Source organism: Acetobacter thailandicus (genome assembly GCF_011516655.1).
Classification (GTDB): Bacteria; Pseudomonadota; Alphaproteobacteria; order Acetobacterales; family Acetobacteraceae; genus Acetobacter; species Acetobacter thailandicus.
This window is the reverse complement of record NZ_WOSV01000001.1, coordinates 79,706-105,492: the sequence shown is the minus strand read 5'-3', so window position 1 is coordinate 105,492 and position 25,787 is coordinate 79,706. Positions and strand designations below refer to the sequence as shown.

General features: G+C 48.2%; 21 protein-coding genes. 7 read left to right on the top strand and 14 right to left on the bottom strand.

The genetic code is table 11. The annotated features are described in order from the left end of the window. Positions 1 to 30 precede the first annotated feature (30 nt). The gene (gene uvrB / locus GOB58_RS00400; RefSeq protein WP_173559012.1) at positions 31 to 2,214 is read left to right on the top strand and encodes an excinuclease ABC subunit UvrB; all 2,184 of its coding nucleotides are present in this window, start codon (positions 31 to 33) and stop codon (positions 2,212 to 2,214) included. A 40-nt stretch (positions 2,215 to 2,254) separates the two neighbouring features. Here the strand turns inward: uvrB and GOB58_RS13305 are convergent, their stop codons facing one another. Both GOB58_RS13305 and GOB58_RS00390 read right to left on the bottom strand, forming a co-directional pair. Further along, positions 2,255 to 2,782: a potassium channel family protein gene (locus GOB58_RS13305; protein ID WP_173559011.1), complete on the bottom strand. Its 528-nt coding sequence runs from the start codon at positions 2,780 to 2,782 to the stop codon at positions 2,255 to 2,257. A 124-nt stretch (positions 2,783 to 2,906) separates the two neighbouring features. Continuing rightward, positions 2,907 to 4,016 carry an AI-2E family transporter gene (locus GOB58_RS00390; RefSeq protein ID WP_173559010.1) on the bottom strand — a complete coding sequence of 370 codons (1,110 nt, stop codon included), beginning with the start codon at positions 4,014 to 4,016 and terminating at the stop codon, positions 2,907 to 2,909. Positions 4,017 to 4,199: 183 nt separating this feature from the next. On the opposite strand from GOB58_RS00390, the gene GOB58_RS00385 reads away from it, so the two are divergent. Both GOB58_RS00385 and GOB58_RS00380 read left to right on the top strand, forming a co-directional pair. Continuing rightward, complete coding sequence (locus tag GOB58_RS00385; protein WP_173559009.1) at positions 4,200 to 5,606, top strand: DUF2142 domain-containing protein; 1,407 nt, start codon at positions 4,200 to 4,202, stop codon at positions 5,604 to 5,606. 43 nt (positions 5,607 to 5,649) lie between these two features. After that, on the top strand, positions 5,650 to 6,342 hold the full coding sequence (locus GOB58_RS00380; protein WP_173559008.1) for a class I SAM-dependent methyltransferase: 693 nt from the start codon (positions 5,650 to 5,652) through the stop codon (positions 6,340 to 6,342). 24 nt (positions 6,343 to 6,366) lie between these two features. Here GOB58_RS00380 and GOB58_RS00375 read toward each other — a convergent pair whose 3' ends face one another. Together GOB58_RS00375 and GOB58_RS00370 are read right to left on the bottom strand one after the other, a co-directional pair. Beyond that, positions 6,367 to 7,422, bottom strand: a complete 1,056-nt coding sequence (locus GOB58_RS00375; protein WP_173559007.1) for an AbrB family transcriptional regulator — start codon at positions 7,420 to 7,422, stop codon at positions 6,367 to 6,369. Between the two features lie 412 nt (positions 7,423 to 7,834). Next, positions 7,835 to 8,938 (bottom strand): linear amide C-N hydrolase, encoded by a 1,104-nt coding sequence (locus tag GOB58_RS00370; RefSeq protein ID WP_198911767.1) that lies wholly within the window; start codon positions 8,936 to 8,938, stop codon positions 7,835 to 7,837. Between the two features lie 237 nt (positions 8,939 to 9,175). On the opposite strand from GOB58_RS00370, the gene GOB58_RS00365 reads away from it, so the two are divergent. Further along, entirely contained in the window at positions 9,176 to 9,652 is a 477-nt protein-coding gene (locus GOB58_RS00365) for a hypothetical protein (protein ID WP_233127538.1), read from the top strand. Positions 9,653 to 10,272: 620 nt separating this feature from the next. Beyond that, the gene (locus GOB58_RS00360) at positions 10,273 to 11,394 is read left to right on the top strand and encodes a glycosyltransferase family 61 protein (protein WP_158092817.1); all 1,122 of its coding nucleotides are present in this window, start codon (positions 10,273 to 10,275) and stop codon (positions 11,392 to 11,394) included. Between the two features lie 44 nt (positions 11,395 to 11,438). Here GOB58_RS00360 and GOB58_RS00355 read toward each other — a convergent pair whose 3' ends face one another. Then, a complete protein-coding gene (locus GOB58_RS00355; RefSeq protein ID WP_173559005.1) occupies positions 11,439 to 12,149 on the bottom strand; it encodes a pirin family protein in 711 nt (236 codons plus the stop codon). A 165-nt stretch (positions 12,150 to 12,314) separates the two neighbouring features. On the opposite strand from GOB58_RS00355, the gene GOB58_RS00350 reads away from it, so the two are divergent. Next, positions 12,315 to 13,253, top strand: a complete 939-nt coding sequence (locus GOB58_RS00350) for a LysR family transcriptional regulator (RefSeq protein ID WP_173559004.1) — start codon at positions 12,315 to 12,317, stop codon at positions 13,251 to 13,253. A 19-nt stretch (positions 13,254 to 13,272) separates the two neighbouring features. On the opposite strand, the gene GOB58_RS00345 is transcribed toward GOB58_RS00350, so the two are convergent. From GOB58_RS00345 to GOB58_RS00335, 3 genes are read right to left on the bottom strand one after another with little or no spacing between them, the layout of a single operon-like run. Beyond that, positions 13,273 to 13,842: a YceI family protein gene (locus GOB58_RS00345; protein WP_173559003.1), complete on the bottom strand. Its 570-nt coding sequence runs from the start codon at positions 13,840 to 13,842 to the stop codon at positions 13,273 to 13,275. Continuing rightward, the gene (locus tag GOB58_RS00340; protein WP_086555169.1) at positions 13,839 to 14,462 is read right to left on the bottom strand and encodes a cytochrome b; all 624 of its coding nucleotides are present in this window, start codon (positions 14,460 to 14,462) and stop codon (positions 13,839 to 13,841) included. Before GOB58_RS00340 ends, GOB58_RS00345 begins: the two co-directional genes overlap by 4 nt. A 5-nt stretch (positions 14,463 to 14,467) precedes the next feature. Next, entirely contained in the window at positions 14,468 to 15,082 is a 615-nt protein-coding gene (locus GOB58_RS00335) for a YceI family protein (protein ID WP_086555168.1), read from the bottom strand. Positions 15,083 to 15,453: 371 nt separating this feature from the next. On the opposite strand from GOB58_RS00335, the gene tssA reads away from it, so the two are divergent. Then, complete coding sequence (gene tssA, locus GOB58_RS00330) at positions 15,454 to 16,599, top strand: type VI secretion system protein TssA (protein WP_173559002.1); 1,146 nt, start codon at positions 15,454 to 15,456, stop codon at positions 16,597 to 16,599. Positions 16,600 to 16,610: 11 nt separating this feature from the next. Here the strand turns inward: tssA and GOB58_RS00325 are convergent, their stop codons facing one another. Genes GOB58_RS00325 through tagH form a run of 6 tightly spaced genes read right to left on the bottom strand, consistent with a single transcriptional unit; the run spans position 16,611 to position 25,780 of the window. Beyond that, entirely contained in the window at positions 16,611 to 17,360 is a 750-nt protein-coding gene (locus GOB58_RS00325; RefSeq protein WP_086555166.1) for a PP2C family protein-serine/threonine phosphatase, read from the bottom strand. Further along, complete coding sequence (gene tagF / locus GOB58_RS00320; RefSeq protein ID WP_173559001.1) at positions 17,357 to 17,899, bottom strand: type VI secretion system-associated protein TagF; 543 nt, start codon at positions 17,897 to 17,899, stop codon at positions 17,357 to 17,359. Before tagF ends, GOB58_RS00325 begins: the two co-directional genes overlap by 4 nt. 30 nt (positions 17,900 to 17,929) lie before the next feature. Then, positions 17,930 to 21,475, bottom strand: coding sequence for a type VI secretion system membrane subunit TssM (gene tssM / locus GOB58_RS00315; RefSeq protein WP_173559000.1), 3,546 nt, complete (start codon positions 21,473 to 21,475; stop codon positions 17,930 to 17,932). Further along, positions 21,472 to 22,851 (bottom strand): type IVB secretion system protein IcmH/DotU, encoded by a 1,380-nt coding sequence (gene icmH / locus GOB58_RS00310; protein WP_173558999.1) that lies wholly within the window; start codon positions 22,849 to 22,851, stop codon positions 21,472 to 21,474. Before icmH ends, tssM begins: the two co-directional genes overlap by 4 nt. Then, entirely contained in the window at positions 22,848 to 24,176 is a 1,329-nt protein-coding gene (gene tssK / locus GOB58_RS00305; protein WP_086555162.1) for a type VI secretion system baseplate subunit TssK, read from the bottom strand. Before tssK ends, icmH begins: the two co-directional genes overlap by 4 nt. Next, positions 24,173 to 25,780 carry a type VI secretion system-associated FHA domain protein TagH gene (gene tagH / locus GOB58_RS00300; protein WP_173558998.1) on the bottom strand — a complete coding sequence of 536 codons (1,608 nt, stop codon included), beginning with the start codon at positions 25,778 to 25,780 and terminating at the stop codon, positions 24,173 to 24,175. Before tagH ends, tssK begins: the two co-directional genes overlap by 4 nt. Between the last annotated feature and the right edge of the window lie 7 nt (positions 25,781 to 25,787).

Sequence of the window (25,787 nt, the reverse complement as noted above, 5' to 3'; positions counted from 1 at the left end):
GGTCAACTGGTTAAGCGCCATCTTTGGCACATGGCAACAAAATCCTCTCCCCGTGCAGCGTCCCGGCGTTCTTCTCTGAGTGAGAGAGCCGCAGCTCTTCCTCCGGTTACCTTCGCGCCGGAAAAGCAGTCACCTCGTCCCAGGCTGCGCAGAATGGAGGTTGTGTCTGAATACGAGCCTGCCGGTGATCAGCCGCGTGCTATCGGTGAGCTTGTGGCCGGCGTTGAACAGGGGGAGCGCGATCAGGTTCTGCTGGGGGTTACGGGGTCGGGTAAAACCTTCAGTATGGCTCAGGTCATTCAGGCTACGCAAAAGCCAACGCTTATTCTTGCTCCTAATAAAACACTGGCAGCTCAGCTTTATGGCGAGATGAAGCAGTTTTTCCCTCATAACGCAGTCGAGTATTTTGTCAGTTATTATGACTATTATCAGCCTGAGGCTTATGTGCCGCGCTCTGATACATTTATTGAAAAAGATAGTCAGATTAACGAGCAGATTGACCGTATGCGCCATGCTGCGACGCAGGCTTTGCTTGAGCGTAACGACGTTATTATCGTTGCCTCGGTGTCGTGTATTTATGGTATCGGCTCACCTGAAACATATTCGGATATGGTTATCAGAGTAGTCAATGGTGACGAACTGAACCGTGAGCAGCTGATACAGCGGCTGGTCGAATTGCAGTATCGTCGTAATGATATGGCTTTCGCGCGCGGGTGCTTTCGTGTGCGGGGTGAGACGATCGATATTTTCCCTGTGCAGAACGAGGATCGTGCCTGGCGTATTTCGCTGTTTGGAGATGAAATTGACGGTATTACTGAATTTGATCCTCTGACAGGCGAAAAAACGGCTGATTTGCAACATATCGCTATTTACGCGAACAGCCATTATGTCACGCCCAGACCCACGCTGAAGCAGGCCATGGTCGGGATTAAGGATGAACTGCGTGAGCAGCTTGATCTTTTTAACCAGCAGGGCAAGCTGCTTGAGGCTGAGCGTTTGCAGCAGCGCACAACCTTTGACCTTGAGATGCTTGAAACCACGGGCGTATGTAAAGGTATCGAAAATTACTCCCGTTATCTTTCAGGGCGCAGGCCGGGCGATCCGCCCCCTACGTTATTTGAATATCTGCCTGAAGATGCTCTGCTGATTGTTGATGAAAGTCATGTCACTGTGCCGCAGATTGGTGGTATGGAGCGAGGGGATAATGCACGTAAGTCAACACTCGCTGAATTTGGTTTCAGGTTGCCTTCCTGCCTGGATAACCGGCCTCTGAATTTTGCTGAATGGGATACTTTCAGGCCGCAGACTATTTTTGTCAGTGCGACACCTGGTCCGTGGGAGATGGAGCGTACCGGTGGTGTGTTCGCAGAGCAGGTAATTCGTCCGACAGGGCTGGTTGATCCGGTCACAGATATTCGTCCGGTTGAGCATCAGGTGGATGATCTGCTTGCCGAGTGCCGTACTACGGTTGAAGCCGGCGGGCGCATTCTGGTGACGACGCTGACCAAGCGCATGGCAGAAGACCTGACCGAGTATTTGTCTGAGGCCGGTGTCAAAGTCAGGTATCTACATTCTGATATTGATACACTTGAGCGTATTGAGATTATCCGTGACCTGCGTATGGGCACTTTTGATGTGCTGATAGGTATTAACCTGCTGCGTGAAGGGCTTGATATCCCCGAGTGTGCTCTGGTCGCTATTCTTGATGCGGATAAAGAAGGTTTTTTACGCTCCCGTACATCTCTGATTCAGACCGTAGGGCGCGCAGCCCGTAATGTGAACGGGCGCGTTATTTTCTATGCTGATAAAATGACTGATTCCCTGCGCTATGCGATTGAAGAGACGGCAAGGCGGCGTGAGAAGCAGATTGACTGGAACACAGCGCATGGCATTACCCCCCGCAGTGTGCAGAAAACCGTAGGAGAGCCCGTAGCAGCTGCTTTTGAAAAAGCTGAGGCAGAAACCACCAGGGCAGGAGAAGTAACGACACCACACATGCCCACCGGGCAGGAGCTGAGTGTGGTGATTGTCCGGCTTGAGAAAGAGATGCGTCAGGCAGCGGCTAATCTGGAGTTTGAAACTGCGGCCCGCCTGCGCGACGAAGTTAAGCGGCTGGAGGCTTTGCAGCTGGGTATTGAACCACCACCACCTGTTTTTGACCCATCAGCGCAAATCGCGGCCAGAGCGCCGGGTAACCGGCGTAAGAGAAAGTGACAGGTTTATGCCTGGTGTCATGGCAGAGAAAGAGCACTGACTAATGGTTTGATTTTGATGAGGCTATAAAGGTTGTGAGTAAAGAAAAAATTGAGAACTGATAGAGCAGCCCTGTAAAAATCTCACAACCGACAACAAGCCGTGACAGGTCGGCGGTAGGATATATATCTCCATATCCTGTTGTTGTAATGGTGATAAGGCTGAAATAAAGAGCGATAGGAAGAGAGAAATATGTTTCCGATGAGGGAATGGAAAAAGAATGATCTATATTGTCGTTTAATATAAGATATATTATAGCGAAAGAAACGCATGTAAATAAATAAGTTATAAAAGTAAAAAATGAAGCGACGATCTTGGGTGGATTATGTTTTGTAAAAAGCCTTGTGCCAACAACAAGGCTTAATATCGGGCTGGCAAGGGATGTTATTATCCCTATAAATATTGAAAATTCTTTCGTTATTAAATTAATGCTGTATAATAATATCGATACAGCCTGAATTGATATTATTATAATATAAATTATTGAAAATAATGAAATTTTTTCATTTTTTATATAAAGAAATCTCATTTTTAAGAATCTTTGTGGTTTTTCTGTAATATAATATTAACCTTACAGGGCCTGCTCTCCGCGTGCAGAACAAAGAAACGAGAGACCGAAAAGAGACTGGTTTTCTGTTTTGTTTCTGTTCTTATCATGGTGAACCTGATTCCATTGTGTCGTGTGTATCATCAGATGCAGGAGTAACCGGAGCTGAAGTCTCCAGCCAGCTTTTTATCAGAGTATAGGTTACTGATAAAATAACAGGGCCGATAAAAATACCAATCAGACCAAAGCCTGCAAGTCCACCCATCACACCAACCATAATGAGTATGAGTGGAATACTGGCCTGTTTACGAATCAGGTAGGGGCGCAGCAGGTTGTCAATTGCGATCGTTACTATCGTTATGGCCATCAGGATGGTCGCTTTCAGTGGGTTCCCGGCGATAAACATCCAGATAACAATAGGGATAAGTGTCAGGCCTGGACCAGCCTGAAGCAGGCAGACCATAAAGGTAATAGCTGTTAATACCGTGGCTCCTGGTACGTCAGTTGCAATCAGCCCGGCGCCGGCTACGGCTGTTTCAGCCAGGGCAGTAATTGTTACAGCAATAGCAACACCACGAATGGTATGCCCGGCCTGAAGCATCATATTCTGGCCTTTTATTCCTGCCAGGGAGTAACCCAGTCCCAGCATAACCTGCGTAATCTTTTCTCCCTTTGCATGCATAAACGCCATAATGACCAGCATAAGTAAAAACTGAATGGTGAGCATGCTAAAGCCACCCAGGTTATTGAGCAGCCAGCGAAGAATTTCATTTGTGCCAGGCAGGTGCCCGGTTAGCAGTTGTGGCAGGCGGGTATTTTCTATCCGGTGCCATGCTGAGTGTGTATATGGCCCGATATAAGGCATGTTGGTCAGCCATGCGGGCTCAGGGGGGATGCGAAAAGAGGCGGTGCTATGCGCGAAAGCAATCAGAGTGCTGCTGTATTGTATGACAGTGAGAGCTGCCAGAAAAAAAGGCAAAACAAAAACCATAAGTGCAAATAAAGTGGTCACAGCGATGGCAAGAGGCCTGCTGCCCCACAGTATTTTTTGCAGGCTTAGCAATAAAGGCCAGGTGGTGATGCCAATTGTCATGGCCCAGATTGTTGCGGGTAAAAACGGCCGTATGACCCACAGTGAAAATAAAATCATGACGCATGTCATCATAGCGCTCAGAACGGCTCGGGTCAGATGCGATGAGGGGGGAGTAACACTCATTAAGTGGCGCTCATAATGGAGGTCAGAGGTATTTAAAAAATGTATGACGACTGAGATAAAGATATTTCTTCGCGTTAATCATCCTAAGGTCGTATCTTAATACATTATTGAAAAATTATAAAATGAAGGAATATTTTTTGTGGATAATAAAGATTTAAAAAAGCATTTTTCAGGTGATTTTTCATGCTGATGCAGCGCAGGTTTCTTCCTTTTTTATATGCTGCTTATATGTTTGTGGCAGGTTTATTTTGTATTATTCTTACTCCCCCTTTTCAGGTTGCGGATGAGCCTGCTCATTTTATGCGTACATTTCAGATTGCGGGTGGAGGGCTTGTTGGTGTGAAGCGCTCCTCGTCTGAGAGTGGTGGTGTTTTGCCTGTTTCTGTCAGGCAGCTGATCAACATATTTCAGGACAGTGGCGGCACAGATAAAACACAGATTATGGCGGGGAAGATTGCTGCTTCTATGGTGCTTCCCTTTAATAAAACAACGGAGTTTGCAGGCTTTCCAAACAGTGTGCTTTATCCCCCGGTTTCTTATACAGGTGCAGTTGCAGGTGTATTAGTGGGGAAAAAGCTGCACTCGAGTATGCTGGGCATGTTTTATCTGGCACGTGCGGGCAATCTTCTCGTTAATACAGCAGTTGGCACACTGGCATTATGTATTGCACAGGATTGTACGGCTGTTTTGCTGCTTCTTATCCTTGCGTTGCCAATGAGTGTGAGTCTGACGGCATCCTGCTCTCAGGATGGTATGGTGCTGGCGCTGATGGCTCTTGCCGTTGCGCTGTTGTCATATTTTTGCGGGTTATCTGCACAGGCCCGTCTTTGTCAGGGGAAAATTCTCATTATTGCCGGGCTGGTTTCAGGGTGTGTGGCGGCAGCAAAAATGCCGTATGCTTTATTTCTGTGTCTTCCTTTTTTATGTGCAGGGCATAAGAATTTTTTGTCAGCATTACTGGCCTCACTCACCGGGTTTATAGTTTTTGCGTTGTGGGCATTGTTTGGCAGCGGCCCCGTTATCATTAATTTTCAGGTGCCTGGCGTGATGGCAGCTGACCAGATGATTTTTGTGCTTCATCATATCCCGTTTACACTCCATGTCGTATTGCACACCGTGCATGTACGCTGGTGGATTATGCTGCGTGAGAGTGTTGGTGTTCTGGGGTGGCTCAATGTGCTGTTGCCTGTGGGCTTTTATACGCTGGCATACTGGGTGTCGGGTATTGTGTTTGTGTTGTCCTTTTTTTTGAGGTGGCCAGTCGGCCTGAGCCGCTCGGGGCTCGCTCGTAGCCTGGGGTTGCTTGTTGTTCTCGCGATGGTGTGTCTGGGTATTTTCGTTGCATTGTACGTGACCTGGACAGCTGTGCAGGCGCCCATGGTTCAGGGGGTTCAGGGGCGTTATTTTTTACCTGTGCTGATGGCATTGTCTTTGTTGCCGGCTTTGTTAAGTATGTCAGATAAGCCTTTTACCCGTTATGAGTATAATATTTCGTTTCTTTCTGATGTTCTGATAAATATCACGGTTATTGTTTTCATATGTGCGTCGTGTATCACGCTTTATAAAACGCTTATTGCTCAGTACTGGTAAGGCATTTAAAGGTGTTTCATTCTCAGTCAAGAAAGGTGTTTTGATGTCTCAGGCGGTTCCTGCAGTAGCGGCATTACCTTCATGTCTGTTAAGAAACGCCCGGCTCCTGTCATCGCGTGATGATATTCTGCCTCTTCTGCCACGTCATGCTCACATTGCTGAAGTTGGCGTGATGAAGGGTGATTTTTCAGAGAAATTTCTAAAAATCTGCAAGCCTTCTAAGTTTTATGCCATTGACGAATTCATGGTTCATAAGCTGCCGGAAGTATGGGGGCAGAAGACATCAGATCTGTTTGAAAATAAAACGCACGGGCAGTTTTTTAAAGATCGGTTTGCTTCGCAGGTCGCCAGTGGTCAGGTTGTGGTTATGGAAGGTGATAGCGGAACGATGCTTGCATCCCTTGCGGATGAGAGCCTGGATGTCGTTTATCTTGATGCCGACCATAATTACCATGCTGTGGTGCGTGACCTGGAGATTGCCCGTAAGAAAATGAAGCCTCACACCGGGCTTCTTATTCTTAACGATTATATCATGAGTGACGGTGCCAGCCCTTATGGTGTTATCCAGGCCGGGCACGAGTTTATGCTGCATCACGGATGGGAGATGGTCGCTTTCGCGTTGCACGACCATATGTATTGTGACGTTGTGTTGCGCAAAATGCCTGTCAGGCGGACACGCAGGCTGGCGCAGCGTTTTGCTCTGGCCTGCGGCTATACAAAGCTGGGACGTTTTTAAAAGGCTGGTTGTGTAGTCAGGTGCTTAACTGTCTTCGGTCCGGCGTGACAGAAATCGTGCCAGAGTTGGCCCGGTGATCAGAACACAAAAGAACCTGGCAATCTGCATTGCAATGACAAACGGCATATCAACCTGCGTAGTTGAAGCAATAATTGCTACAGAATCTGCCCCTCCCGGACTGGTCGCCAGGTAAGCCGTTAGCAGATCAACATGTGCTATATGAGCGAGAACCACGGCAAAGCCGAAGCAAATAACAATAAGAGCAATAATTGTGCTCAGCAGACGTGGTAACACCCGGGCAGCATGCAATAAAATATCAGGTGTAAAACGCATGCCTATAGCCCAGCCGACAACAGCATAAGCGACGACGCGCAGAAGGAATGGTTGTTCAAGGTGTATCGAAAAACCAAGTCGCGCAATCATGCCCAGTGCCATGGGGAGCAAAAGCCCCCCGGCGGGAATGTTCAGCCATAACCCTATAGTGCTGCCCGTAAGCACTAGCCCCAGACCTGTTAGTATAGTGGCCGGTGAAATGACATGTGCAGCACTTTGTGCAACAGCCGGAGTGCCAAGTATACGCGTCATACAGGCTGCTATTACAGCGCAGCAGACAACCCTGAGATATTGCATGAAGGCAACAAGCCGCATATCAGCACCATAGGAGGCAGACATGAGCGTCATGACTGTCGCTGCCCCTGGTGAAAATCCCCATATAGCAGTCGTGCCCGGCAGCATTTTTGACCGTGTAAGGAACCAGCCCAGAAATGCTGCAGCTGAAAGGGTTGATAACGTGCCACCCAGAAAGACGGGCCAGTCAGACAAAATTTGCTGAAAGATTGTGTGCGGAAGATAGCTGGCGATCATGACCCCGACAACGCCCTGGGCATATACAAAAGCAGGCTTGGGGAGTTTAATTTTCTGACCTCGCATAGACAGCATCACTGCTGCGGCGAGTGGGCCAAGGAGCGGAGCCGCAGGTAAACCGAGCCATTCAAGGAAAACAGAAAAAATAAGAGAGAGCAGCAGCAGAGCGCCCCAGCGTAAAGGTAAAGACCATGCTAAATCTTCTGAAGCTGACATGATGTTTATCCTTATATCTAAGAGCGGTAACGAGTGTGATCAGCGCATTATATTATGCGGGGAAACAGGAGATAATGTGCCCGAACCACTCGTATCGGGCAGGTTAGTTTTTCTGACATATATCAGTAAAATTATAATGAAAGAAAGTCAGGGCAGGGTGGGCTCTCTCCTTTGTGTCAGCAGGATGAGCATTTAATTAAAATGACCCTGTGACTGGGAGATATTCCGGTTTGCCTGATTTTATACTTTTAAGAAACGTAATGTGAGTGTTCAGGCAGTCAGGTTTGTGCATGAGGTAGGCAAGGTATTTATCTTACCTGATGTCTTCATGCTTTATTGAATATGTGAGAGCGCTTATCAGTAAAATTCAAAAAAGAGGACGCTTTTCTTCAAAACGTCCTCTTTAAAACAATTAGTAAGAGAGGGCCGTATTCGCGTCATTTATTCTTTCAAAGACGGGCTTTTTCACGTCGTGAAATGCCTCGAGAGAGAATTTTTTGTAACCGATATCACTGTAACCCCGAATGAGCATGATACCATCGCTCAGGTCTGTGAGAGAGGTCCAGACAGTATATTCTGACAGTGTTTTACCTGTTTTTATGGTTGATTCGCCGCCAAGCGTATCGGTTGTGATGTTTTTCATCCGGTCAAAGCGGTTCATAATGTGTGCCAGAACATTGAATGAATCGCCGGTGGATTTAGCAACCGGTGCGTACGTTGTATAATACACACCACGAATAAAACGCCCGACTGATGTGTCAGAGGAAGGAAGTGCTTCTGCTGCAATGCCACTGTCAGGCTGAACCAGTTTCAGGGTGCCCAGCACGGCCTCTGACCGGTCCTTGTTTGTAAGTTGCGTGTAGTTATTCAGGTTTTGCAGATGCCACGGAAAGTCAGGACCATTGGTCATAACTTTTGTCGGGTTATCATAGACGTGAAATGTGCCGTTAAGGGCCTCAACAACGATACTGCCGCCTTTTTTGTCGTAAAAAGCAAAGTGGAATGGTGATTTCACGCCGCCAAGACGTGTCAGCACGGGGGACCAGAAATGACCTTTTTTTACGGCTTCTCTGACTTCTTCAACAGTGGCAAAATTTGCCAGTGCCCACTCCCCAATTGAGGTGACAGGAACAGATGTTTTATATTCATCTTTGGTCAGGGGTGTCAGGTTGGCTTCGGGTACCATGTTGGCACTGAACGAAAGGCCGGCTCCGTTCACACCTTCAAGCATATTATGGTCATCACCATCCTGATAGACTTCGGTTGTGACGGACAATACAGGGTATAATGCCTGGTAACTTGCCGCATTGCTGCCATCAGGTGCTTTTTTCTGAAAGGCTGTACCTTTAGGGTAGTAGGTCAGCCATGAAGGCAGATCTTCAGACAGTTCAAGTGTGCGGCCGTGAAAGACGTGCCCGCTGCTATCTGTAATTGCCAGACTGGAACATGCTTTCCCGGGTAATGGCATGAGCAGTAGTGATGGGAGAAGCAGGTTCAATAAGGGTTTTACTTTCACGCATTCTCTCCGGAAATGTCAGGATCAGGGTATTATGTCCTGAAGCAGGGTTGTATAACACTAGACCGAATTGCTTATTATAACCTAACAAATAATTTCAGGGGAGAGAACTCTGCTTATCATCCTTGTTCGGTTTTTAATGACAAAAAAAATGGTCATGATATGAATTCTTGTCTGAAACAGAGAACAAGACACGGAGAGCCATAGGGTAAAGGCTTACGTGAGTATAAGGAAAAAATGATGTTTTCTCGTTTTCTCGTGCAATCTGGTGCAGTCTGCGCAGGTATTATGCTGCTAAGCGCCTGTGCCAGTCAGCCTCTTAAAATTGCTCATAAAGAAGATCATCTGGCAGCGGCAGGCTTTGCCTTTCACCCGGCTAATACAGTTAAGCGTCAGAAAATGCTCGATAAACTGCCAGCGCACCGCTTTATCAGGCGTATGCATGATGGTAAGGTTTTCTATGTTTACGCTGATCCGACGATTTGTGACTGCCTGTATGTCGGTGACCAGAAAGCATATGACGCTTATGAGCAGTATCGTCAGCAGCAGGCTCTGGTTAATCAGCAGCAGGATACTGCAGTTGAGTATCAGGATGGCTCGTGGAACTGGGGAGACTGGCAGGCTGGTCCGGCCTGGAATAACTGGAATCCCTCATGGAATCCTGCATGGGGTAACTGGGATCCCGGTATAGGGCCGTTTGGTTTCCAGGATTAATTAGTTTAGTCTTTTCAGTTGTTCAGAGTGTGGGTACCCGTTTTCCACAAGGGTGCCCACATATTCATCCCCGAAATCTGTGGATAAATGCAAAAGACAGGATATGTATTTCTTTAGCTTCTGTATCGTAAGAGTGCCCCGTCAGGTGGGAACGGAAGTGCCTGACTGGTTGTGAAAATCTTCTCGTTTTGATTGATGTGCAGCAATTTGCTAATTCCTGTGGTTACCTGGGAAGGATGGTATAAAGTCGCATGATTTTTCTGGCGCTGAAGAGTGTCCTGTTGCTTTTTCATATGAAGCGCGCAGGTAACCTCCCGACTTTTTTCCGGGGAATAGAGCGTATCAGAGCTTATGTTGGGTTTTTACTTCAAGTTTTGTTTTTCTGACGGAGTAAATATTTTTTATTTGGATTAAAGAAACAGTATTTTAAAGTATAATAATTCTATATTTTTTATTATATTGAAAATTACATAAGAGAGAAAAGAACAATTATTATAAAATATTAATTATTAAAAATCAGTTTTTAAGATGTACACGTAGCATGTCTCTTTGCGCTGGATGCTGCTAGCTGATACAACCAGAAATATAAGAGCGTGATATTATGGATGCGGAATAATGTGATGCCATCGATTCAGAGTGACCCTTTTCATATTAAGAATACAATTTCTTCTTTTCATGCCGCACGTAAAACAGACCTTATGAAGGCTGGTCACACAAAACTTATTCCACCCGCTGAGGCTTACCCCTCTCAGAATATGGATGATTTTCGGTGTGGCCTGAGTTTTTACGGTGCGCGCCTTGTTGGTGATTCAGAATATATCAGCATCAGGCAGACAGTATTACGGCTGCTCACTGTTGAGAACGGGCGTTTTGTTATAGGTCATGGTCTGGATGGAATGATTATTGATAATCAGGACCGGGTGATGTCAGAGCCATCCTGCTTTTGTAATCATGGCCTTTATAATGTTTCAAAACGCCTTCCTGATTTGCCTTATCATGAACTGAATGACGATGTGTTTCTGAGCTTTGATGGCGCAGCACGCAATTATTATCACTGGCTTTTATATGCTGTTTCAAAAATGCAGATAGCAAAAAGAATTTTGCCGGATTTTGTAAAATTTATTATTCCTGATGCTATAAAAAGTTTTGCTACGCGTAACCCGGCATTTTCACAGGAAGTTTTTAACAGCTCTCTGGCCGTTGCTGGTCTTAGTGATAGGGTGACGCCGCTTGAAGATGGCATTTATAGAGCACGACGTATTCACTACCTCTGGCACTCACCTACAATGCCAGAGCTTTATTTGAATATGGAAGCTCCGCATCGCTTGTTTGATCTTTTCGATGTGCCCCATAACCCCGAATTGCCAGAGCGCTTTTATGTCGGTCGTGCTATGGACGGAAGCGGGCGTATTACACCAGATGAGCAGGCTTTGATTGACCCGATCCTTGAACAGGAAGGGTATACAAAAGTGTTTCTGGAGGGAATGGACTTCAGGACTCAGGTTGCTCTTTTCCGGCAGGCCACAAGCATTATAGCTCCTCATGGTGCAGGGCTTGCTAATCTGGTTTTTTCCAGAAAAGGTACAAAACTTCTGGAATTAAATCGCAGACTGGATAACCAGAATCATTTGAGAAACTGCTTTTATCTTATCGCAGCTAATCGTGGTATTCACTATAAATTTTATAATATGGGTGGCAGCCCGATAACAGCTGAGAGGTTTTTGTCAGCGTTGCATGCATGACCACAGAATATTAAAAAACTGTGGTCTGGTTATGGAAGTTTATTTTAGTCTGTGACAGGCCTGGTTTCTACGAGAATTATTTCTGCATCTTCAGTTGCAGTAACGGTGATGGTATCAGTTTGTGAGATCGCTGCGCCGTCCCCTTCGTTAGCAGTCTTGCCGTCGATAACGACTGAGCCTTTTGCGACAACCAGATATCCTAAGTTTTTATCAGGAAAATTATACTCTAGGCTTTCATTTTTCTTAAGTGATGCCCCCATAACACGAGCTTGTGCATTCAGGGGAAGAGCTTCTTTATCCTCCTGATATCCAGAGGCAAGAGCAACAAATTTTCCGGCCCGTTCTCCTTTGGGGAAGGTACGTGTACCCCATGAGGGCGCATGTCCTGAACGGTCAGGAATAATCCAGATCTGAAACAGGCGGGTGGTGATATCTTCCAGGTTATGTTCACTATGAAAAATACCAGTGCCAGCTGACATAACCTGTACATCTCCGGCTTCAGTGCGGCCTTTGTTCCCCAGGCTGTCCTCGTGAGTAATAGCGCCTTCCCGAATGTAAGTAATGATCTCCATATTTTTGTGCGGATGCTTACCAAAACCTGTGCCGGGCGCAATCGCATCATCATTCCACACACGTATGGCACCCCAGTGCATACGTGCAGAATCATAGTAGTCAGCGAATGAAAAATGATGTCTGGCATCAAGCCAGCCGTGGTTAGCGTGGCCAAGCTGGTTATGGGGGCGAATATCGATCATGTAAGCCTCTTATTTAAAAAGATCTGAGAGCTGTTGTCTGAAAATATACCTCCAGGGTGATGGGTGCGTATATGGAAATTATGGAAAAGGATTGTTTCTGATTTTTGCCAAACAGGTATTTTTGTCTTAGGCTGGCTCTATTGTTTGTGGTGCAGGGGAGAGAAGATGCGTCTGCCAGATTTTGAAGCCTGGGCTGTGTTTGCAAAAGTGGCAGAATTTGGTTCTTTTGCCCGTGCTGCTGAAGAAATTCAGCTTTCTAAACCTACAGTTTCCAAAGCGGTGAGTCGTCTTGAGCGTTCGCTGGGGATATCGCTGTTTAATCGTAATTCGCGGCATATGTCACTGACAGAAACAGGGCGTAGCCTGCTGGGGTATGCCAGTCGTATCGTGGCAGAGGCCGAAGCGGCAGAGGTGCAGGCGCGTGGCGATATGCAGCGCCCTTCAGGGCGTCTTCGTCTTGCCGCACCTACAACATTTGGAGTGCGCCATCTCGCACCGGTGCTGCCTGGTTTTCTGGAGCAGTATCCTGCTATTAATCTGTCAGTCGATTTTAGTGATGCTGTTGTTGATCTGGTAGCAGATGGATATGATGCGGCTTTGCGTATTGCCTCGCTGGCAGATTCATCATTGAGAGCCCGGCGGTTATGTGATGTCAGGCTTTTGCTTGTTGCGGCGCCATCATGGCTTGAAAAGAGTGAGCGTCCAGAGCACCCGCGCGACCTCGAAACCCGTAAGAGCTTTGTTTATACAAATAATGCAGCGCCAGGTATGGTGCGTTTAAGAGAAAGTAAATCAGGAAAAGAGTATGTTCTGGCTCAGAAATCGAGTTTCAGCGCAGATAACTCTGAGGCTTTTTTACCTTCTCTTGAGGCAGGCCTGGGATACGGGCTGTTTCCTGAATTTATGGTGTGGGAGGGCCTGCGCACCGGCCGCATTGAACGTTTGCTGCCTGGGTGGGAAGGGCCTGTGATTACGTTATATCTTGTAACACCAGCCAGTACCGTGAGGCCAGCCCGGCTAACAGCGTTGCTTGATTACCTCGTGAAGGCGTTTGAACATCCGCCATGGGCAAAGGAGGAGAGGCAGGCCGAGGCTTGCCTCTGAAGACGATAAGACCGTTTTCTCAGCGGTCGTGAGCCGTAACGTCAACATCAACGTTGACTTCAAGCGCTACCCACTGAGGTGACTGCCATGGTCCTAAACCAACATTAAAGGTCGTGCGGGCCAGTTGAAGACTGCCTCTTGCATGCAGACCGCTTGTGCCTGCGATATCGATAGAAAGAGGCAGAGTCACAGGTTTGCTGACACCTTTAATGGTGAGGGTGCCTTCGGCATTATAGTGATTGCCACTCTGGTGTTTGAAGGTGGTTACGTCAAACACAGCATCAGGAAAGGCTTTTATGTCAAACCAGTCATGGCCAGGTAAAGCTTCGTCACGTTGTTTATCTCCGGTAACAGCGCTGGCCATTTCTATGATAATTTTGGCATGTCCTGCTTCAGGCTGTGCGGGGTCAAAAGAGATCGTGCCATGATAGCGGGTGAAATGGCCATGAAAAGTTTTGCCGGTTTGTGTGCCGGAAAAGCCTACAACGCCGCTGCCATCCTGAAGTATCCAGTCTGCGGCCATAGCCGGAGCAGAGAACAGTGTTGCTCCTGCTATGAACGCGGGGAGAAGAGTGCGCAGAGACGTCATGATGTGTGATCCTTCCGGCGTGATAGAGGCACTGATTTCTTCAGTGAGGGAAGCATTTGTGCAAGAACTGAATCGTGTAAAATAAAACGGTGCCGGAGTGCGGCTGCAACGTGTGCTGTGATCAGAGCCAAAAGCCCCCAGGCAAGCCAATGATGCACTGTTTTTAGCGCGTCCTCAACCGGTGCTTTATTTTCAAGTGTTGGCAGAACAGGCAGGTCAGGCCATGGCACAACACTAAAGAGTACTGTTGGTATGGCAAACACCGATACTGAAACCATTGCCCAGCCACTGAGTGGCAGGATGATCTGCAATACATAGAGAGCCAGATGCGCCAGATGCGCCAATTTTTTCTCTGTCACCGGCATCGTGTCAGGCAGGGGAGGAGCACGGTGTAACAGGCGCCAGCCAATACGTATGATAACGAGCAGAAGAACTGTAATGCCGATAGATTTATGAAGCTGATAAAGCTGGAACACACGCATGGGGTCGAGATGAAGGTGATCCATGATCAGCCCCATTGCGATCAGGACCAGTATCCCGAAGGCGATCATCCAGTGCAGGATGATCGCAACCGTTGAGTAGCGTGTGCTCCCGGCGTTTAAGTGTGCAGGGAGCGTCATGGCTGTTAGTCCTGTTTTTCGAATGCGCCGGCAATATGCAGGCGTACTTCGTCAGAAACGTAAGGAACATACATTTTTACGCCAAAGTCGCTGCGTTTAATGGTGGCTGTTGCTTCAAACCCTGTTGTGTATTTTTTGTCGAGTGCGTTAACGCCAGCACCAATGAAATGTACTTTCAGGGTTTCTGGTTTTGTTACACCATGCAGGGTCAGGTTGCCGGTTACAGTGGCGTCGTTATGACCATTCGTATGCACAGATGTTGAGACAAATGTGGCATCAGGGAATTTTGCAGCATCAAACCACTGGTCGCTTTTCAGTTCTTCATCAAGTTTTGTGCTGGTTGTCTGCACAGAGCTGACAGGAATGGTTACTGACAATGTCGATTCTGCCGGTTTTTTGGCATCGAGGTGCAGAGTGCCTGAAACGTTTGAGAAAACACCCTGATAGTTAGTGAAGCCAAAATGCAGCACAGAGAAGCCAACCTGTGTGTGGCCAGGCTCAACAGCATAGGTGCCGGACTGAACCTGAGAGGCATTGGTTACAACCTGAGCAGAAGCAGGGGCAGCGGTAAGGCCCAGTGCAAGTGCAGCAGCGGGAAGAGAAAGCAGAGAGAGTTTCATGAGGAAATTACTCCGTAAAACAGAAAGTGGCAGGACAAAAAACGCGATGTTCTGGCGGAACAGTGAATGTGAGGTCTGTTCCTTCTGTGTCTTTTTTACGGGGTATTGATAATGTAATAAATAACAATAATAGAAAACTAATGTTTCTATTTTTTACATAATGGTGGTTTACGGGCGGGTTCGGTAAGGGGGTGTGTCAGAGTGTTGTTTCCTGGTCGCACCTGAAGGTATTCTTTTGATAATACGTGTAAAAAATGAATTTTTATACATTACATATTTTACATGTTATCTGTGTAAGCTTAAGACAGCTCTTCTGTCGCCAGGTAAAAGCGCGATGAAAATAATCTGAAATAATCCGGAGCAGTCGCCTGATGGCTCAGAGAGAAGACTATACGCCACATGCTTTATTGCAACCTGTCACGGAAGAACTTCCACAGGGTACAGACCCGCGCCTCGATATTTCACCATCGTCGCCTTATTTTCAGCTGCGTGATGCACGGTCAGATGCCCGAGCGGCAGAAAGACGAGGGGAGTATGATCCGGCTGAAAGTGCTGCGGCTTTGCAGCACTGGATAGCTGTACGTAATTTTTCTGCGAAAATCCTCCGGTCGGTAGGGAAAGATATTGAAGTCTCTTCCTGGTTGATTGAGGCGCTGATTCGTCTTGATGGCCTGAACGGACTGGCTGACGGCATAGATGTTGCACTTGGATTATTTACTGATTACTGGCCTGACTTCTTCCCTAGGAACGATGAGGATGGACCTGAGGCGCGTTTTGCAGCACTAACCGGGCTGAATGGTGTGAGTTCAGATGGGAGTTTGATGCAGGCTTTACGAAAAACTCCTTTGTTTGCTCGCGCAGATGGAACCCCTTTTTTATTATGGCAGTATGAACAGTCAGAAGAGGTGCAGGGTATAGGTGACACGGCACGACGCAAACAGCGTCTTGCTTCAGGTATTCTGCCTTTTTCTGAGGTTGAAGATGAAGCTGCCCGTTTAGGGCAAACCACTTTGTCGGAGGTTTATCATGGTAGCAGACGGGCTTTAAAAAGCTGGAAAATGCTTGATAAACTAATGACTGAACGTCTTGGTCACGATTCACCGCCTACCAGTCGGATTATGGCTCTTCTGACAAAAGCTGAGAAAATAGCAGCTCGTTATATTACACTTCCTGTTGTGCAGGAGGCTATATTAACTGAGCAGGAGCTGAAACAGGAAGAGAGTATTGCAATAACAACAGGAAGAGAGACTTCTTCTGAGTGTCTTTCTGAGGCGCAGTGTATGACAAATCCTAAAGAGCCAACGCGTGATGATATGCTTAATCATCTTATTTATGTAGCACAGTATTTTGAAAAAAATGAGCCTCAGTCACCAATTTCAGGAACATTATATGAAGCGGTAAGGCGTGCACGACTATCATGGCGTGAGCTTCTGGTTGACCTGATTGAAGACGGGAGCACACGCGCTGCTATTCTGTCTAAACTTGGTATTACACCGGCAGCTTCCGATGAAAAATAATATAATAATTTTTAAATATCGTTATTTGAAGGCCATTTTTCTTCATCTTCAATGCTGACAACAATGGCTGTAACATTGTCGCGTGCATGGTTTTGCAGAGCAGTTTTTACCAGAAGATCTGCAGAGTTCACTCCTGTTTCAAGGCATTTAAGAATGTTGCTGTCATTAACCGATTTTGTCAGGCCATCAGAACATAATAAAAACCTGTCGTAAGGCAGAAGCGGGCCTGTGCATTTATCAATCATAAGTGGCTGTGACCCCGCACCAATGGCTTTGATAATGACATTTGCCTGGGGGTGTAATTCCATTTCCTCAACACGCAGAAGGCCTGCATCAACTAAAGCCTGTGTGTGGGAGTGATCTTTTGTTAATTGAATTAACTCACCATCCCGCATCATATAAATACGGGAATCTCCCAGCCAGAGACAGGCAAAATACTCTTCCGTTAAAATTAGAACAACGATAGTCGAAGCCATACCTTTCTGGCTGTCACGTCGCAGTGCTTCCATTTTCAGCTGTTCATGTGCCATTGTCAGGCGGTGTCGAATACGCTGTAAAAGTTCGCTGGGCCGGAGATCAGCAGGGAGTGACGCCAGGCTGTCAATGACCCGTTGTGCCGCCCACTGTCCGTCATCATGCCCGCCTGCACCATCTGCGACGGCAAAAATCTGCAGATCAGGACGGCACAGATAGGCATCCTGATTTTCAGCTCTGACAACACCCTGATGTGTTGATGCGGAGTATCGTATTGTTTCAGTCATGCCCAGAACAACTTTGCAAAAAGTTCCTGCTCGGGGAGCTCCTGATATGTCAGAGTCTGGGCAGGGATAGTGTTATTACCTTCTGTCATCCACAGCCCCTGTTCCGTCATACAGGATGTTTCCTCGGGAGCAGGAATATTCTGTAGCTGAAGAAAAAGTTCATCAGGTTCTATAGTATGCATCAGAGCATCACGGCAGGCATGTTCCATCTCATGCCAGAAAGAGCCGGTGTTGATAGCCGCAGAAATACCTTCCACTCCGGCAAAAAATGGGAAATAGCGACCGGCTTTGTCAATACTGGGCATTATCAGACCACTTACGGGCTGCTCAGATAAATGCCCGGCAGGAAGAGATAAACGCCATAGCGGCGCGATAACCCAGCCTTTTACCCACTCATCCTGAGTAATAACAGTGTGAGTATAGGCCAGGTTGCGGGCTACCCAGTTATCCCAGCATGAGACCAGTGTTTCTGAAAGCCCTCGCCGGATAAAGTCTCCTCTGGCGGGGAGTTTGCCACAAAATCCGGCCTGTTCAGGCATAGGTGGGTATTCCTCAAGGTTCTGCATGAACTATTGCAGTATCGGACAGTGAAAATGTGAGAAAAGGGTATGATCAAAAACCTGTTCAGGTGTTGATGTTTCCAGATCATAGGTAACGCTTCGGTCTCCTGAGCGGAAGGTTATGTCGAGATGATCAGGTTTGCCTGTCGGGGTTATTACTCCGCTGTCGAGGAGATGGAAGAATGCCCAGCTGCCCTGCTGGCGGCGAGGAAAGGCGGCCTCTGGCACAAAGTCGAGTGCAATATTGGAGATATTATCACCAGGCCATGTCATTGATGCACCAAGCGCCTGTCCAAGAGTGCCGTTGACGCCGGCTTTCCATACGACATTGAGTGAACCAAATCTGAAATTCACTATTTTTGACAGCGGGTCAGCCGCCAGAGGCGTGATGTGCAGATGTATTGCAGGTACTGCCATGTTACCAGGGAAGAGAAGGGAGCGAATTCGGGCTGCCTGCTGAAACTGAGCGAGTGCCGCAGCCGAAACCGGAGGTGGAGTGTTGCCAAGGTTGTGAGCCCGCCAGACAGGCCCTTTTGTATCGACGTAGGCAGCAAGCTGTGTTGTGAAATACGTGTCCAGCACACCTCCGGGTGTAAACAGACGAATAAACTGATCAAGAGGTGCATCCTGCTCGGCATTCGGGTCAAACGGGTAGTGATTTTTTACGACTGCCATACATAACTGAGCAGGCCCCTGCGCGCTGCTATAGGCAGCGGCTGCTGTGCGTTTTGCATCACCTGCCATTGTGCTGTCACCTGCCGTTGCGATCTGGTTAAGCCAGCGGGAAACAGGCTGTGGCTGCCGCAGAGATTCTGCCTGAATAGATTGTACAGGGTTTTGTGTTGACTGTAGCAGCTGCGCAGGATTATCGGCATTAGGTAATTGGGCAATGGCTCCCTCGAACTGGTTCAGGATTTGCATCACTCCATTAATTGGAGGAGCCTGGCCAGTACGTCCGGTAAAGATCACCAGAGGAGCAAAGTGCAGATCAATCTCTGTGCCAGGCACAGGGGCTGCAGGGTTACTGCCTTTTGATCTGTTGAAAAATGCTCCAAGACGGCTTTTTTCGGGGTCAGCTTTTTGTTTATCTTCACCACGCTGTTCATTTTGTGCATCTGTAGCCGGTGTGAGTTCATGAGTGATTGCGACCAGGAAGTCACGCATGGGTGATTGTGGTGATGACAGAACATATAACCTCTGTACCAGGTCTGAGTGACCCGAAAAGGGTACAAGGGCCAGGTCGTTCAGCATATCATCCCAGTGGCGAATGTAGTCGGCAGTATACAGGTCAAGAACGCCGTTTTCCAGGCTCGCAGGTGTTGTGCCATTGAGACTATGGTCACTGCTGCCCAGTACCCAGCTTTCGCTTGCGACATCCTGCGCGGCAGAAGGCAGAGCCGGCAGAAGAATCTGCCTGAAACCAGCACTGGTGTAAAAACCGGGGATTGTGTCTGTCATGGGACGACCCGACAGGCGCGTAAATTGCTTTTGCCCGTGGCCCAGTACGGTCTCAGGTGACCAGTCGGGAACCGACATGGCACTGGCTCTGATGCGGCCATAGACCCGTTCAGCCGGGCTGACACGACTAAAGGCAGCACGAGCCTGTTTTACCATGCCCCCGTTAACCTGCAGGCTTGGGAGAGGCGTTTCAAGCAGAGCATTGAGATGCTCCATCAGCTGGTCGCGCTGTATTTTTGCACTTGGGCCAGGAAAACGACTTTCCCAGTCGAGCAGCATCCAGTCTCTGATCATTTCAGGTTCAAGTGAACCCTGGTTGCTGAGCATAAGGTAAATACGGGTTGCTTCGTAAAGAAAGGCTGGCTGGCTGAAATGTTCCTGAATCTGATTTTCCAGGCGCCACATCAGACGAGGCAGTAGAAGCCGCTGGAGCGCCGCCTGATAAATCAGGTGGTTCGTCATGCCGATGTCAGCATCTTCGTTAAAGGCCATTCCTGGCCAGACACGATGACGGGATGCCAGTGTACGGGCATCAGGAAGGGCCCGGGCGGCATTGAGAGCAGGAAGGACGGCTGGCAGGTTATCGTCTGCCACAGGGTCCAGGTGCAGGTTCTCCAGCTTGCTGCGATAAATGTTAATTGCGTCTTCGTTGTGGGCAATAATCTGTCGGTTTTCAATATTACGTTGCCACAAAAAGATGCAGGATAAGACAGTAACAAGCGCTACAGCAGCAAAACCTGAGCGACGCAGCATCAGGCGGCGGCGTTGCCGTGTGGGAGAAGACGAGACGAGACGTGCTTCACCAAGAATCACCTCGCTGAGCAGACGTTCGACAAAATAGGCGCGTTTTGTATCTGAACGGAGGGCCGGCATACGACGCTGGTCGATGCCAAAGCTGCGGGCCAGCATGCTGCTTAGCCGGTCAACCGGTGTGCCTTCCTGTGCACTGGAGGTAAAATAAATGCCACGAATAAAAGGGGCCGGGTCGAGACGTGTGCTGCCAAAAGCAGCATTCAGAAATTCGTTGAGTGCATCATTGAGTGTTTCCATCTGTAATGGAAAAGAAGCAATAATGGCACGCCTTGCAGGAATGCGTTCCTGCTGAAGCCGTTCAAACAGGCGGTCATTCAGGCGGTTTGTCAGGAGATGAAATTCGTTCGTAAAGTCTTCGATGCCATGCTGAAGCTGAAATGTCATGCCCCAGACCTGACGGCGATAGTCGCGGTCGAGATCATCAAAAAATTCTGTAAAACCAGCAATGCGGTCTGCTTTGGTGAAAATAGCATAAACCGGGATACGTACGCCAAGGCGCTCGGTCAGTTCACGGATACGGTCACGAATCATGCGGGCATGAAACAGCCGTTCGCTTTGTGAGACTGTGACCACATCGGCCAGCGAGATCATTACAATGACCCCGTTAAGCGGCTGTCGTGAGCGGGTGCGCTTTAGCAGGCCCAGGAAGTTCAGCCAGCCTGAACGGTCAACTGTTTTGTTGGAATCCTGTGTGGTAAAGCGACCGGCAGTATCGATCAGTACAGCTTCATCGGCAAACCACCAGTCACACAGGCGCGTGCCGCCAATACCAGCTACTGCGCCAGGTGCCAGGCCACCGATACCATCAGGCTGTGCCAGTGGAAAGCGCAGGCCCGATTGAGTGAGCAGGGTTGTTTTGCCGCTGCCGGGAGGGCCGATCAGAACAAACCAGGGCTGCTCGTAAAGATAGCCGCGCCCTTTGCGTGTTTTTTTCAGAATCTGGAGTGATTTTTGAAGTCGCTCACGCAGATTACGGGCTTCTTCCTGGGCCTCTGCCTGTGCTGCCATCGCGTCATCAGAGTTATCACCTTCTGTGGCGCCTGCCATCAGGGTTTTATCTTTGTGTCTGGCGCGCCATGACAGCAGGCTGTTTACTCCCGCCCATATGATGAGAACGATAATAACACAGATAATGCGGGCTGCAGGTGTACGCAGGCCAGGGACAAGCTCTCCCAGGAACCAGATGAGAGCACCAGCCATTGCTGCTCCCATAAAGCTCATACTCCAGCGTCCGGCTATGGCTGAGAGGAAAGGAGGGATATTACCGTCTGAAATAAGGCTCACGGCTGCTTGTCCTGGTCTGGCGTCTGGCGATGCAGAACAATTTCGATGCGGCGGTTCATTTGCTGCCCCTGAGGTGTATCATTGGAAGCGATGGGGTTAGAGGCACCGGCACCCTGAATATGGAGTGGCATACCAGTGCCTCCGGTTTCACGAATGAAGGTAGCAGCGGTTTCTGCCCTGGCGCGTGAAAGCTCAAGGTTGGACGGGAAACGAATGGTGTGAATAGGCCGGCTGTCTGTATAGCCGATAATCTCAGCCCAGCCTTTTTCTGTGGCCAGAGCCAGACCAATACGGTGCAGGAGTGGTAGCGTATTACGGTCAAGCTGTTCAGTACCAGACAGAAACATGCCTTTACCCATTATGCGTATAACAGGAACGGCGTCTGTGCCTTCAATAGAGACTAGTTTTTGCTGCACTTCAGGGGCAAGGAAAGTTTCCAGGCGTTCGCGTTCCCCGTGAACGGGTTCAGGAGGAGGAGGCAGGTCTTCAACCGGTGCAACGCGGGCAATCTGAGGCTGCTGCCCTGGCGGGATGGAGAGGGCTGAGGCAAACAGGTTTGATGAAAGGCGTGCCGCTCCCAGTGTGACCCACACATAAATAAAACTAATCAGGGTCAGGCCGGCCACGGCAGCAAGCCATACCGGCACGCCAAATCGTTGCGGGCGGTAGGGTGCGCTGACTCCCTGCCAGTGCGGTGAAAGTTCACGCTCTACTGCTGGCCTGTTGCGCATAATGAGAATGAATATTTCTTCGCGTATACGGTCCAGATCAGCCGGGCCGCGGGGTGAGAGGCGATATCGCCCCTGCATACCGAGACAGATGCAGAGATACATCAGCTCCAGCACACCAAGCATACGACCAGGGCTGCGCGAAATACGTACCAGCACGTCAAAAAAACGTTCACCCGACTGCACTTCCTGGTGGAAGGTGGAGACGAGGGAGGCTGCGCTCCATATTCCCTGACTACCCCAGGGGGTAGAATGTACTACGTCATCCATGCTTGCGCAGAGCGCATAATGTGCGGGGCGGATTTCATCCATTGGCACATTATTATCACGCAGAACCTGTTCAAATTGTTTCAGGGCAGCAATTGCATTTTGTCTTAGTTGCGTGGGGTCAGGGGCAGTGTAGGTGTTATGAATACGGCTGAGGAAACTCAGGCACCCGGCAGCAGCGGCGACAATGATGGATTGTGACGAATGCTGAATATCTTCAAAACGCAGCGCATTCGCCGGTTGTACATTTATCTGCTGCTGTGCGGGACTGAGAGGTTGCTCTGGCTCAGTTTTTTCGGGCTGGGGAGGGCGCCCTCCAGGTAAAGGGCGGATAATGGTCTGCTCGTTATCATCGGGCTCAAGAAAAGGGTTGCCGGTCATGAACGAATTGCCCAGAGTTCAATTTTCAGACCGGGAAAGTCACCGGAAACATGAAGAGCAATACCCCCTGAACTGTTAAGGCTCTGCCAGGAGGGAGAGTTGCGATCAAGCTCAAAATAGGTTGCGCCCGCATAAAATGGCATTTGTCGCGGAGCAACAGGAAGTGGTCGTAAGCCGATGCCTGGCATAGCAACGTTAACAAGCTCACGGATATGCTCAACAGCACCAATTTTAACAGTATGAGGAAAAAGGCGGCGAAGTTCTTCTGTTGGCATCTCTGCTGTAATAGCAAGGATAAAACTGGCTTTAGCCAGAAGCGAGCGGTCATGAATAGTGCCCGTGCGAATGCCATGACGACGCAGATTGAGCTCGATCATTACGGCAGTCTGTTCATACACAGCAGAAAGTGAACGGCGTATATCAGCAACAACAGGTGCGAAACTCGCCTGGATATCTTTGTGGCGATAGGGTTGGTATTGTGAAGGACGTTTGTCAGGAGCTGTAAATGTTGAGAGCTCTCCGGCAACACAGATCAGAAAACGATAAAAATCTTCGGGATGAACAGTGCCTGTTTCAGCAAAATGTGACATCAGATTTTGCCAGCCATTGATTGACTGAAGCAGGAGGAAATCTGCAACTTCAGCACTCCCTTTGCCGCCAGGTGATGTCAGACGGGCCGCAATAGCATTGCCGCGCTGGTTGAGCATGCCAGTCAGCTCGATAGCCAGGGCAGAGAGCTGTGTCGTTGCATAACAGGTCAGAGACGGAGGGATCCATCCCTGGTCAAGCACGACCTGCTGGCTGGGCAGAACTTCGCGTACGCGTGCGACAGGCAGGCACAGATACCCTTCGTGATCACTGTTTTCTGTCAGAAGTATTGTGCTCAGACGCCCGATATCAATTTCACTTGGCTGGGAGGAGCCTGATTGTGTGTCAAATGCTTCGAAGGTTGATACAGCATAACGCCCGTCTTTTCGGCCGTCGGCAATCATCTCCATTGCGCCTGCCTGACGAACAGGCAGAGCGAGATAAATCAGCGCATCGCGTGTTGTATCTGGTATCTCAAGCGGTGGAGGCAGATCAGCTTCTCCGGGCATGCTGAAAGGGGTGCCATCATCAAATACTCCGGAGGCATATGTCAGGGCGAAGCGCCCGGATGTCAGGAGGTCCTGGCTGATTTGCAGGTGTACAAAACCCCATCCATCGGGTCTGACAAAACGTAATGTCTGGCGTATCTGTTCTTCTGTCCAGCGGTCCTGTTGCTGGAAATGTTGTGCGCGGAGGAACATGCCCTCCTCCCAGGCGACACGGTTGTTCCAGCTCACTGTGCATCTCCATCGGCAGAAGGAATATTTTTTTCAGCTTTATGGGTGGTATTTTTTAGTGATTTTTCTGCACTGGTCAGTGCTTTTTCATAAGAACGTGCAAAATCTTTGCCAAAACTACTGTCAAAATCGTCTTTCAGGGCAGAAGTCAGATTTTTATGTGTATCTGCATAGAATGCAAAAGCGCGTCCGGCTTTATTGGCCGGAAGGAAGTCGAAAAAGCGGTCTCCGGCATCTTCCGTAAAACGTGCAGGTTCCATACGGGTCAGCATATGTAATACGGCGCTTTGCATTGCATTAATCACCGCAAATTCATGTAAGCTCATATCATTAAGAGATTCGGTAATGGCCTGCGACGGTGGCATACCGCTCCTGCGACCTATACCAATCATGGCCATGAGGGCATCGTCATCATCTGATGAGAATTTCAGAGGATTATTGCCAGCTGCCTGAATCATGGTTTGCTCAATGCGAAACTCTCCTTTGATGGTTGCTCTTGCAATCATGATCTGACGCAGACCATGAATCATTGCCCGAAAACTTTTGCCAAGTTCGTTCATGATCTCAGGGGTCAGATCAGAGAGATCAATAATCTTTTCCATCCCGGCTCCCTGTAAAAAAGCCTTCAGAGAAAATGCATTGTAACCAGATATACTGTCATCACATTGCTCTGAATCAGGAGTGGCAGAGTCAGTAAATATACCCGCTTGTATGTTTTCCTCAGCATGAGGTGAAACTTCTTCGTGGATAAATGTATCTGACACAGATGATGCCCTGTATTCTGCCTGGATATCTTCATAGGCAGGGGCCTGTTCATATTCTGTTACAGAACTGGCAGAAACAGAGGTTTGTGTATCTGGATAATAAAAAATATCCTGATCAGAAGGGGATGTTTGTTCAGCCTCAGAGGGTGTCAGATCATGTTCATCAGAGAGATGGTTTTTTATGACATCGCTATCAGAAAAATCATCTTTTTTACTAATAACTTTATCATCTACAGGATCTTCATCCCAGTTGTCACTGATAATTTCATTTACAACATTGGGTGGTTTATATGCTTCGTGTATCGGGCTGTTTTCTCGCTCAGATGGTGTTGTATCAATATATGGAATTTCGTTAATAGAGATACTATCCTTTGATATCAGGAGATTTTCATTTGGTGGAAAAGCAGAGAAATCATCGGTAAGATTTGCTAGTGAGCTACTGAACTCGTTTCCTGTAAAAGAGTTATTATGAGTATTTTCTGATAATGAAGGATAATTTTCATTCTTTATAGTGATATTGTCTGGCCCACTTATTATGGCTTTAATTTTATATGATGCAAATTCAATAATATCTCCATCCTGCAGGTCATGTTTTTTCTTTTTTAATGGCATAGTATCCTGGTTAACAAACGTTCCGTTTGTGCTGGTGTCACTCAGGCACCATCCTTCACCATGGCGTTCAATAACGCAGTGTTTTTTTGATAAAACACGGTTTGTATCTGCAAGGCACCAGTTACAGCCAGGATCCCGGCCGATTATAAATTTTTCATCTTTTATAATCTGGTCTTTTGAAGATATTCCTTCTGGTGCAGAAATAACTTTGAGTGTTAGTGCGGTCATGGAGAAT